Raw genomic sequence first — 10,190 nt, 5'->3', positions numbered from 1 at the left:
AGGCGGGCAGGGCGAGCCGGCCGGCGATCTGGACCGGGCCCAGCCGCTGCCGCCACCGCAGTCGCACGATCTGCCGCACCAGTGCGGGCGAGGTTTTGGCCGGGCTGTGGTGCGGGCGGCAGCTGCGCTCGGCCATCCCGGCGGCGCCTTCGCGCCGGTAGCGGTCGGCCCACGTGGCCGCGGTTTTCGCGGCGACCATGAACATCTTCGCCGCTGCGGTGCAGGTCCAGCCCTGTTCGACAATCAGCTGGGCGAGTCGGAGCCGGGTGCGTGGGGTCAGGGTGGCGTTAGGGTGGGACACGAAGGCCTCCAGTCGGTGAAGCGGTTCCCCGACAGCTCCACTTCACATCCGGAGGCCTTCACCTGTCTGCACGACAGGCCGTCACCAGTCACCTCAACCCGGGACAACGTCCCTGGACATCACAGCTAGACCGCGCTACCACGGCCTCGACCGGCGGAGGCGGCGCAAGCGCTTGCGGGATGGCAGCGTGCCGACCGATCGACCGCGGAAGAACTCGTCCCCCAGCGGGCACGACCGTCACCCCTCCTCCCGGCCCCACGGCTGGATCCCCCGCGAATCGGGCCAGGATTCGGCTGCTGCCATGAGTTCGAAGGCCTTCGCGCCGTCCAGGTGTTCTCTGATGATGTCGGCGTGGCCGGCGTGCCTCGCCGTCTCCTGGATCAGGTGCAGCAGGACCCACCGCAGCGACCAGGCTTCGACCTCCGCCGGGAACCACGGGGCCGCGCGGGGCACCGGCACGGGATGGCCCAGATCCGGGATGCCGGCCACCACCTCCTCCGTTTCGCGGCCCACCTGACCGTACTCCGCCAGGACACTATCCAACGTCTCATCGCTCGCCAGTTCGAAATCACCCGACTGGTCCGGTGGTCTGCGTTGCAGCACCCTCGCCATCCACCCCCGCTCCGTCCTCGCCGCGTGTTTCAGCAGGCCGCCGATGCTCAAAGCGCTTGCGGTGGTCCGAATCCGCGCCTGCTCGTCGGTGAGGCCGTGCGCCGCGAGACGCAGGACGTACCGCTGCTGGGCCAGGAAGGCGAGCAGACCTTCGCGTTCGTCGCGGACCGGGTGGACGTGCACGGGCATTTCCGGGCTCCTCTCTGAGGTGGTTTTGGGGGGATCATGCCAGGGGGTACTGACAATTCGGGGAATTGTCCTGGGGCGCAACGGAATTCGCGCCTCCCGGGTCACCGCGCCGTGTGAAGCTCATCGCACGCGCTCGCGCCCGCCGGTGTCCCGGTGTCACGCTGGACTTCCCAGATCCACGACCCGGGGACCCGGCGAGGGCCTCGAGGGAAGGTTGGTCGACGACGATGTCCACCCCCACTGGTGAGACCGCCGCGCCCTACGGCAGCGGCGTCCAGCGGAGCGCACCCGCCAAGAAGGTGCGCATCCACCACCTCCAGGAGCTCAAGGACCGCGGCGAACCGTGGCCCATGCTCACCACCTACGACATGTACACCGCCGAACTGTTCGACGAGGCCGGGATCCCCGTGCTGCTCGTCGGGGATTCGGCCGCCAACAACGTGTTCGGCTACGAGACCTCCCTGCCGGTCACGGTCGACGAGCTGCTGCCACTGGTCCGCGCGGTCACCCGCGCGGCCAAGCGGGCGCTCGTGGTGGCGGACCTGCCGTTCGGCTCGTACCAGCTCTCCCCCGAACAGGCGCTCGCGACCGCGGTGCGGTTCATGAAGGAGGGCCTCGCGCACGCGGTGAAGCTCGAAGGCGGACGGCGGTTCGCGCCGCACGTCGAAGCGCTCACCACCGCCGGCGTCCCCGTGATGGGGCACATCGGGTTCACCCCGCAGAGCGAACACAACCTCGGCGGCTACCGGGTGCAGGGCCGCGGCGACGCCGGTGACGCGCTGGTCGCCGACGCGCTCGCGCTACAGGAGGCCGGGGCGTTCGCGGTGGTCATGGAGATGGTGCCCGCCGAGGTCGCCAAGCGGATCACGCACGAGCTGAAGATCCCGACGGTCGGCATCGGCGCCGGGCCCGACTGCGACGCGCAAGTGCTGGTGTGGCAGGACATGGCGGGCCTGCGGCGCGGCAAGGCGCCCCGGTTCGTCAAGCGCTACGCCGACCTCGCCGGGGTCCTCTCCGGCGCGGTCACGGCGTTCGCGGACGAGGTGCGCCGCGGCGAGTTCCCCGCGCCGGAGCACGCCTTTCACTGACGGCGGCGCCTGAACCGCTCGGCGAGCTGGGGGTCGTTCTCCCACCACAGACCCGAACCGGCGTCCTCCTGCTCGTCGAGCGTGCGGTCGATCTCCTTCGCCTGCCGGTCGTCGTCACGCATCCAGCGCGTGAACAGCGCGCCGACGAACGGCAGGCCGGCGAGGTCGCCGCCGATCCACAGGATCCCGGCGCCGACGATCTGGTCGGTGCGCAGGTCGGGACCCCACGTGCGGGCCAGCGCGTGGTAGTAGCCCGCCGCCCGCAGCGGCCCGAGCCACAGCACGAGACCGAGCGCGGCGTCGACGACGACCTCGGCGAAGCTGATGCCGAACGACACCAGGTGGTGGTCCTCACGCGGCGTCGGATCGAGCCGCAGCCGCGTCCAGAAGTAGCAGAACCCGCAGCAGACCAGCAGGAGCCGGACCAGCTCGTCGATCGCGCCGTGCCGCAGCGTCAGCTCGTACAGCGGCGTCAGGTAGATCAGGAACGGTGGCACGATCAGCAGGACCGTGATCACCAGCGGGAACGTGAGCGCCCGCGCGAGGGTCCCGCGCCCGATGCGGCGCAGCCGGTCCGCGAACGGCACCGTCGCGAGCACGAGCGTCAGCGGGGCGCCCAGCGCCAGCAGCAGCGGGGTGACCATCAGCAGCACCACGACCTGCAGTGCCCGCACCCAGAACAACGCGTCGTCGTAGACGCCGAGGAACGAGCACGTCAGCAGCAGGACCGTGGCCAGCCCCGCGAGGAACGCCGTGGTCCTGCCGCGCGGCCACGCCGGGACCCGGCGCGCGGCGAACAGGTAGCCGCCGCCGAGCAGCAGGACGAAGACGATCGCCGGGACGTCGGGCGTCCAGGCCGTGAGGATCCGCCCCCAGGAAAGCGGGACGGTCATACCAGGAAATATCCCAGGCTGGCGATTCCGGCGACCACGCAGTAAATCGCGAACGGCGTCAGCGTGCGCGTCTCGAAATACGAGGTCAGGAATCGGACGGCGATATACGCGGCGACACCCGCGACAATGCTGCCGGCGAGCGCGGGGCCGAGTGACGCGCGGTTTTCCTCGGTGAACAGCGACGGCATCTTGAGCACCCCCGCGGCGAGGATCACCGGCGTGGCGAGGAGGAACGCGAACCGGGCCGAGTCCTCGTGGCTCAGGCCGCGGCGCAGGCCCGCCACCATCGTGATGCCGGACCGGCTGATCCCGGGGAACAGCGCCAGTATCTGGGCCGCGCCGATCAGCACGGCCTCGCCGACGCCGAGCCTGGACAGCCGCCGGTCCGACGCCTCCTCGACGCTGATGGCCCGCATCGGCATGGTGACCTCGGCGGAGAAGTCGATCGTCTGTTCGGCGGCGGCCGGCACCGGCGGCGCTTCCTGCTTCGCCCGGCCGAACCGTTCCACGGCGAGCAGGACCGCGCCGTTGAGCGCGAGGAAGATCGCCGTGGGCACCGGTTTGCCGAGGAAGTTGCGCAACGCGCTTTCCAGCAGCAGCCCGGCGATGCCGACCGGGATGGTGGCCAGCACGAGCAGCCACGCGAGCCGCTGGTCGGGGTCGGCGACCTCGCGGTCGCGGATGGAGGTCCACAGCCCGCGCACGATCCGCACCCAGTCCCGGCGGAAGAACACGACGAGCGCGAGCGCCGTGGCGACGTGCATCGCGACGAGGACCGCCAGGTACGGCGAGTCCTTGCCCATGCTGAGGTCCTGCGCCCATTTCCCGCCGATCCACGCGGGCAGCAGAATGCTGTGCCCGAGACTGGACACCGGGAACAATTCCGACACACCCTGCAGGGCGCCGACGACAATTGCCTCGAAATATGTCACTGCGGACATTGAGGACCTTTCGGGGAAGGCGAAGCGGTATTCCGCGTCGAACGTACCTGACCCGAAGGGGAACACCCTGTGAGGCGGGAGCCGGAGGTCCGGCAGAGTGGTGCGGTATGGACGCCCTTTACCCGCCGTTGAGGCCCTACGACAGCGGCCTGCTGGACGTGGGCGACGGCAACCGCGTGTACTGGGAGGTCTGCGGCAACCCCGAGGGGAAGCCCGCGGTCGTGCTGCACGGCGGTCCCGGCGCGGGGACGTCACCGTTGTCACGACGGCACTTCGACCCGTCGGCTTACCGGATCGTGTTGTTCGACCAGCGCGGCGCGGGGCGCAGCGTGCCCTCCATCACCGCCCCGGAAACCGATCTCGCGGTGAACACCACGTGGCACCTGGTGGCGGACATGGAGCGCCTGCGGGAACACCTCGGCATCGAGCGATGGCTCGTGTTCGGCGGTTCGTGGGGCGCGACGCTCGCACTGGCCTACGTCGAGACGCATCCGCGGCGGGTGTCCGAAATGGTGCTGCGTGGGGTGTTCACGGTGCGGCAGCGCGAGCTGGACTGGCTCTACCGCGGCGGCGCGGCGCAGCTGTACCCGGAGTATTGGGCTGAGTTCCTCGAGCCCCTCCCGCCTGAGCGCCGGGACGATCCGCTGGCCGGGTACGCGGAACTGCTCGCCGATCCCCGCACCCGCGAGGCCGCCGCGGTCGCGTGGAGCAGCTGGGAGGGCTCGATCGGCACCCTCATCCCGGACGAACGGCTCCGGAACGCGCACCGGGAGCCGGGGTTCGCGCTGACGTTCGCGCGCGCCGGGGTGCACTACTTCACGCACGGCGCCTGGCTGGAGGAGGGCCAGTTGATCCGGGACGCCGGGCGGCTGGCTGGCATCCCGGGGTTCATCGTGCAGGGGCGGTACGACGTCGTGTGCCCGCCGGCGACGGCCTACGAGCTGTACCAGGCTTGGCCGGGCGCGCGGTTGTGCCTGGTCAACAACGCGGGGCACGCCGTGACGGAACCGGAAACGCTGAAGCAGCTCCGCGTCGCGACGGACGAGTTCCGACGGTCAGAGCACCGCGCTTAGTTCGGCGTGTGCCGCGACCAGCGAAGGCCCGTACCAGGTCAGGTACCGCCCGGACACCAGCACGTACGGCACGCCGGGGAACGCCTCGGGCCCGTCCTCCGCGGTGAACAGGTACGGCTCGTCGGGCAGCACCAGCAGGTCCGCGGCCCCCTCGGCGAACCACGACCGCAGTTCGTCGAGCTTCGGGCGCGGGTACCGGTCGGCCTCCGAGCCGTACACAATGGACACTCCCAGCCGGCGCAGCACGTCGCCGCCGAACGTGTCCCGCCCGAGGATCACCCACGGCTTCCGCCACACCGGCACCACGGCCCGGCGCCGCACCGGCCGCGTCTCGCGCCACAGCTCCTCCGCCTCGACGAGCCAGCGCGGCTCGTCCACCTCGAAGGCCTGGGTCAGCAGGCGCCGCAGGGACGCCAGCGCGTGCGGCACCGTCGCGGGCGCCTCGGTGACCCACACCGGGAACCCGTTGGCACGCAAGCGTTCCACGTCCTCGGGCCGGTTCTCCTCCGAGTTGGCCAGCACGAGGTCCGGGCTCAGCTCGAACACCCTGTCGAGCTTCGGGTACTTGGAACCCCCGACCCGGGGAACGTCCAAATCGGATGGATGCGTGCAGTAGTCCGTCGCACCCACCAGCACGCCCGGCACCGTGGTCGCCACCGCCTCCGTCAGCGACGGCACCAGCGACACCACCCGCTCCGGGAGCCCGCGCAGCGGCACGTCCTCGCCGAGGTCGTCGAACAGCGTCATCGCAGCCGTTCCACCAGCACATCCCCGTGGCACGGCTGCGGCGCGCACCAGCAGCCCAGCGCCCGGCCCTTCAGCTCCCCGAGCCGCGCGAGCAGGTCCTCGCGGCCGTCGAGGTACTCGCGGTAGTGCCGCACCATCGCCTTCCGGTCCTTCTTCGCCTCACGCACGAACGGGTTCGCGAAGTCCGACTCCGGCCATGAGTGCCGCGGCCCGGCGTGCCCGATGTACGTGAGCAGCCCCTGCTCGACCAGCCAGGGCACGAGGTGCTTGTGCGGGCCGGACTTGCGCACGTTGACCACCACGGCCTCCCCTGCCTGCACCCGCTCGGCCAGCTTCCGCTCCGCGTCCGTCCACTTCTCCATCGCTCACGCCCGTTCGAAAGACACCTTGCGCCTGCCGACGTCCACCCCGGTGAGCCGGACCGTGATCCGCTCCCCCTCGGGCAGGTTCGCGCCCGCGCACTTGCCGGTCACCGGCGGGTCCTCGACGAGGATCTCCGCGCGGGCGTCGTCCGCACGCAGCACGACCGCCTCGAACGTACCGCCGATCCGCTCCGCCAGCAGCCAAGCCTCGACCTGGTCGATGCACGCCCGCTCGACCCGCGCGGCGAGCCCGTCCGAGGTGCCCATCAACGACGGCACCAGGGGCAGCGCGGCGCGCGTCCACTCCGGCACCGGCCGCCCCGCCGTCACGGCGAGGCAGACCTCGGCGGTGAACCGGTCGACGAGCCGCCTGATCGGCGCCGTGACGTGCGTGTACGGCGCGCCGATGCCCGCGTGTGCCGTCGAGGGCGGCAGCTCGCCGTCGAACGCCGTGTACCCCGCTCCGCGCAGCAGCCGCGTCGTGCACGCGTAGAGCGCCATCGACTCCGGCCGCGTCGGGTCCAGGCCGGCCAGCATCTCGGCCACCCCGGTTTCGGCGGGCCAGTCGATGCCGAGCGCGTGGGCGGAGCGCCGCAGCCAGTCGATCGAACCCTGGTCCGGATCGGGCAGCGTGCGCAGCACCCCGATCCCGGCCTCGATCATGATCGACGCCGCCGCCATCCCGGTCAGCAGCGAGATCTCCGCGTTCCACGCGTCCACGTCGTTGCGGGGGCGCTTGCCGAGCCGCCACGCGCCGACGTCGCCGTTCACGATCTGCTCGGGCAGCTGGAGTTCCACCGCGCCCCGCGCCACCGCGAGCTGCCGCCGCAGCCTGCCCAGCGCGGGCAGCGCCTCGACCGAGGGGTGCGCGCGGCCGGCCTCCAGCGCCGCCTGGACCGTGTCGTAGTCGAACTGCTCGACCGAGCGCACCAGCGCCCGCCGCACCCGCGTGGCCGTCGGCTCGCCGCGGGAGTCGAGGTCGATCGTCCACAGCACGGCGGGCCGGACCGCGCCGGGCAGCAGGCTCGCCGCCCCTTCGGACAGCACCGGCGGGTGCAGCGGCACCGCGCCGTCCGGGAGGTAGATCGTCTGGCCGCGGCGGCGGGCCTCCCGGTCGACGGGGCCGCCCGGGACCACGAAGGCACCCAGGTCGGCGATGGCGTAGTCCACCCGGAACCCGTCGCCACGGCGGGTGAGCACCATCGCCTGGTCGAGGTCCTTGGCGCCGGGCGGGTCGATGGTCACGAACGGCAGCGCCGTGGCGTCCTCGCGGCCGGCGTCGCTCGCCGTCACCGCTTCGGCCTCCGCCAGCACGTCGGCGGGGAAGGACTCCGGCAGCTCGAACTCGGCGCGCAGGTGACCGAAGCCCCCGTCCGCCGTGGGTGAGCCGGCCGCCGAGCGAGGCACGTTCCCACCCTAACCCGGATCGCCGGTCTTGATCCCCCGTTCGGGACTGGGCCACCCGGGTGTATCTTCGCCCATCTGGTACTGAAAATCGATATCGTTTTCGGGATGGAGAGATCGTCGTGAAGGTCGCCTTCGTGGGCAAGGGAGGCAGCGGGAAGACCACGTGCGCGTCCCTGTTCGCCGCCTACCTCGCCGCCGCCGGAAAACCCGTGCTCGCCATCGACGCGGACATCAACCAGCACCTGGCCGTCGCGCTGGGGGCGAGCGAGGAGGAGGCCGCCGCGCTGCCGACGCTCGGGGAGCACCTGCCGCTCATCAAGGACTACCTGCGGGGCGACAACCCGCGCATCCCCAGCGCCGACGCCATGATCAAGACGACCCCGCCGGGACGCGGCTCGCGGCTGCTCCGCCCGTTCGAGGACAACCCGATCACCGACGCGTGCTTCCGGCAGGTCGGCGGCGTGCGGCTCGGCGTCACGGGCCGCTTCGAGGAGGACGACCTCGGCGTCGCCTGCTACCACTCCAAGGTCGGCGCGGCCGAGCTCCTGCTGAACCACCTGGTGGATGACCGCGACGAGTACGTCGTGATGGACATGACCGCGGGCGCCGACGCCTTCGCCTCGGGGCTGTTCACGCGCTTCGACGTGACGTTCCTGGTGTGCGAGCCGACGCTGCGCAGCGTCGGCGTGTACCGGCAGTACGCCGACTACGCCCGCGACTTCGGCGTGCGCCTGGCCGTCGTCGGCAACAAGGTCACCGACGACGAGGACGTGGCCTTCCTGCGCACGGAGCTCGGCGACGACCTGCTGTGCTGGCTGCGGGCGTCGGGGCACGTGCGGGCCGCGGAACGCGGCAGGGCGCGGCCGATCGGCGCGCTGGAGCCGGAGAACCTGGCGGCGCTGGGCGCGCTGCTGTCCACTGTGGATTCCGTCGAGCGCGACTGGGCGCGCTACCACCGGCAGGCGGTCGAGTTCCACCTGCGCAACGCCCGTTCCTGGGGCAACGACCGGGCCGGCCGGGACCTGGCCGAGCAGGTCGACCCCGAGTTCGTCCCCGGCCCGATGGCCGGGTCTTCGGTAACCGAGTGAGAAGGAGAAACCGTTGTCACTGGACGTACCCGCCGCGTTGCTGGAGCGCGCCGAGTCAGGTGAAGTGACCGATGCCGAGTTCGTCGCCTGCGTGCGCGACTCGCTGCCCTACGCGTGGCAGATCATCAGCGAGGTGGCGGCCGGGCTCGAGCACGCCGACTTCGCCGACCACGCCACCCCGCCGCCGAGCGAGGCGGAACGCGGTCAGCTGCTCCGCGCGCTGGCGTCGGACGCGATCCGGGGCGGCCTGGAGCGCCACTTCGGCATGAAGCTGGCGTTCCAGAACTGCCACCGCGTCGCCGCCTTCCGGCCGTCCGCCGTGGACGGCGAGGGCTACCGGGAGTTCATCTCGCCCGCCGGGCAGCTGCGCAACCAGAGCCCGGAGCTGCGGGACTGCTGAGCGCGATCCGGTGCCCCGGCCCGCGGCCGGGGCACCGGTCGTTCAGTCCCAGTCGGCGTCCTGCTTGTCCGCCTGCTTGGTCCGCTCCCTGGCGATCTCCAGCGCGCGGCGGGCCGTCGCCTCGTCCGGGTAAGGGCCGAGGAGGTCGATCGAGCGGGAGCGTTCGAGGTGCTCCACCTCGCCGGTCCTGGTGTTGTAGTACCAACCCTGGTCGGGGTTCGCGTCCTTCATGGCTTCGAGCTTCGCAGGTCGGCCGCCCGCTGTCATGCCGTCGGTCAGGGGCGGTAGCGGTACGGCAGCTCGGTGGGCTGCCCGGTCGGGCCGAACTGGGCCGGCTCGTCGGCGTACTCGTCGAACCAGCCGCGCTCGCTCACCGGGATGCCGCGGGGCGGGGTGTCGGTTTCGTCCGGGGCGGGAGCCTGCTCCTCCGGCTGCGGGTCCGATTCCTCGCTGGGAGGCGCCTCCGGCGGTGGTGGCTGCCGCACGGCGGGCTCGGGCAGCGGCGGCACCGGCTGCGTCGACGCGGTCGGCGTCGTGCGCCAGACCGGGGCCGGCGGGATGTTCATGGGGACCGCGCGGGGGCGTTCGGGCGCCGGGGCGGCGGGCTCGGCGGGCTTGCGGCCGCGGGGCGGGATCGGGTCGAGCACCGACACCAGCACGCGCGTGTTCTCCGGGTCCTCCACCTTCCGGCCGCTGCGCTCGCGGTACACCATGTCGCCGTCGGCGTCGATCTCCACGAGGTAGCCCGCCTCGGCGAGCTGCTCCTCGTCGAGGTCGACCAGGTTCTCGTACCGCGACGGCACCACGCGGTACACCGGCCACGACAGGTTCCCGTGCGCCTGGTGGAACTGCGCCAGCAACGCCGACATCTGCTGCTGCCACGGCAACGACATGCCCTCGGCGAGCGACCGCGGCAGCACGACGTAGTTGTCGTCCACCCCGGGCCAGCCCGGCGCCAGGTAATCGGCCAGCGGGGTGCTCGACGCGGGGCGCACGGCCGAACGCGGCGGCGGGACAGGCGCGCCGAACAGCTCGGCCGGGTCCTTCCCGGCCTTGGACCGCTTCCCGAATTTCTTAGCCACGAGCCTC

13 protein-coding genes are annotated in these 10,190 nt (G+C 71.8%); 4 read left to right on the top strand and 9 right to left on the bottom strand.

Features of this window, described 5'->3' with window-relative positions; translation table 11 throughout:
- Both BMZ92_RS24795 and BMZ92_RS24790 read right to left on the bottom strand, forming a co-directional pair.
- Window positions 1–301, bottom strand: a 301-nt coding sequence (locus tag BMZ92_RS24795; protein ID WP_143249934.1) for a leucine zipper domain-containing protein, incomplete at its 3' end; no start/stop codon positions are given.
- A gap of 237 nt (window positions 302–538) precedes the next feature.
- On the bottom strand, window positions 539–1,102 hold the full coding sequence (locus tag BMZ92_RS24790; RefSeq protein ID WP_091511997.1) for a DinB family protein: 564 nt from the start codon (window positions 1,100–1,102) through the stop codon (window positions 539–541).
- Between the two features lie 227 nt (window positions 1,103–1,329).
- On the opposite strand from BMZ92_RS24790, the gene panB reads away from it, so the two are divergent.
- The gene (gene panB, locus BMZ92_RS24785; RefSeq protein WP_091511995.1) at window positions 1,330–2,190 is read left to right on the top strand and encodes a 3-methyl-2-oxobutanoate hydroxymethyltransferase; all 861 of its coding nucleotides are present in this window, start codon (window positions 1,330–1,332) and stop codon (window positions 2,188–2,190) included.
- On the opposite strand, the gene BMZ92_RS24780 is transcribed toward panB, so the two are convergent.
- On the bottom strand, window positions 2,184–3,083 hold the full coding sequence (locus BMZ92_RS24780) for a cytochrome c oxidase assembly protein (RefSeq protein WP_091511993.1): 900 nt from the start codon (window positions 3,081–3,083) through the stop codon (window positions 2,184–2,186). The genes panB and BMZ92_RS24780 overlap by 7 nt on opposite strands.
- Window positions 3,080–4,024: an undecaprenyl-diphosphate phosphatase gene (locus BMZ92_RS24775; protein ID WP_091511991.1), complete on the bottom strand. Its 945-nt coding sequence runs from the start codon at window positions 4,022–4,024 to the stop codon at window positions 3,080–3,082. The genes BMZ92_RS24780 and BMZ92_RS24775 overlap by 4 nt, the downstream gene beginning before the upstream one ends.
- Before the next feature lie 107 nt (window positions 4,025–4,131).
- On the opposite strand from BMZ92_RS24775, the gene pip reads away from it, so the two are divergent.
- Window positions 4,132–5,097: a prolyl aminopeptidase gene (gene pip / locus BMZ92_RS24770; protein ID WP_091511988.1), complete on the top strand. Its 966-nt coding sequence runs from the start codon at window positions 4,132–4,134 to the stop codon at window positions 5,095–5,097.
- Here the strand turns inward: pip and BMZ92_RS24765 are convergent.
- Genes BMZ92_RS24765 through BMZ92_RS24755 form a run of 3 tightly spaced genes read right to left on the bottom strand, consistent with a single transcriptional unit; the run spans window position 5,080 to window position 7,613 of the window.
- The gene (locus BMZ92_RS24765) at window positions 5,080–5,844 is read right to left on the bottom strand and encodes a helical backbone metal receptor (RefSeq protein ID WP_091511986.1); all 765 of its coding nucleotides are present in this window, start codon (window positions 5,842–5,844) and stop codon (window positions 5,080–5,082) included. The two genes, pip and BMZ92_RS24765, sit on opposite strands and share 18 nt — an antisense overlap.
- Window positions 5,841–6,206, bottom strand: coding sequence for a DUF4326 domain-containing protein (locus BMZ92_RS24760; protein WP_091511983.1), 366 nt, complete (start codon window positions 6,204–6,206; stop codon window positions 5,841–5,843). The genes BMZ92_RS24765 and BMZ92_RS24760 overlap by 4 nt, the downstream gene beginning before the upstream one ends.
- Before the next feature lie 3 nt (window positions 6,207–6,209).
- The gene (locus BMZ92_RS24755; RefSeq protein WP_143249933.1) at window positions 6,210–7,613 is read right to left on the bottom strand and encodes an RNB domain-containing ribonuclease; all 1,404 of its coding nucleotides are present in this window, start codon (window positions 7,611–7,613) and stop codon (window positions 6,210–6,212) included.
- 119 nt (window positions 7,614–7,732) lie between these two features.
- On the opposite strand from BMZ92_RS24755, the gene BMZ92_RS24750 reads away from it, so the two are divergent.
- Both BMZ92_RS24750 and BMZ92_RS24745 read left to right on the top strand, forming a co-directional pair.
- Entirely contained in the window at window positions 7,733–8,701 is a 969-nt protein-coding gene (locus BMZ92_RS24750) for an ATP-binding protein (protein WP_091511981.1), read from the top strand.
- A gap of 13 nt (window positions 8,702–8,714) precedes the next feature.
- Window positions 8,715–9,101 carry an SCO5389 family protein gene (locus BMZ92_RS24745; protein ID WP_091511979.1) on the top strand — a complete coding sequence of 129 codons (387 nt, stop codon included), beginning with the start codon at window positions 8,715–8,717 and terminating at the stop codon, window positions 9,099–9,101.
- A 42-nt stretch (window positions 9,102–9,143) separates the two neighbouring features.
- On the opposite strand, the gene BMZ92_RS24740 is transcribed toward BMZ92_RS24745, so the two are convergent.
- Together BMZ92_RS24740 and BMZ92_RS24735 are read right to left on the bottom strand one after the other, a co-directional pair.
- Window positions 9,144–9,332: a hypothetical protein gene (locus BMZ92_RS24740; RefSeq protein ID WP_091511976.1), complete on the bottom strand. Its 189-nt coding sequence runs from the start codon at window positions 9,330–9,332 to the stop codon at window positions 9,144–9,146.
- A gap of 44 nt (window positions 9,333–9,376) precedes the next feature.
- A complete protein-coding gene (locus BMZ92_RS24735; RefSeq protein ID WP_091511974.1) occupies window positions 9,377–10,183 on the bottom strand; it encodes a hypothetical protein in 807 nt (268 codons plus the stop codon).
- Window positions 10,184–10,190: the final 7 nt, after the last annotated feature.

The organism is Amycolatopsis sacchari (genome assembly GCF_900114035.1).
Lineage (GTDB): Bacteria > Actinomycetota > Actinomycetes > Mycobacteriales > Pseudonocardiaceae > Amycolatopsis_E > Amycolatopsis_E sacchari.
This window is presented reverse-complemented; position numbering and strand designations above follow the sequence as displayed.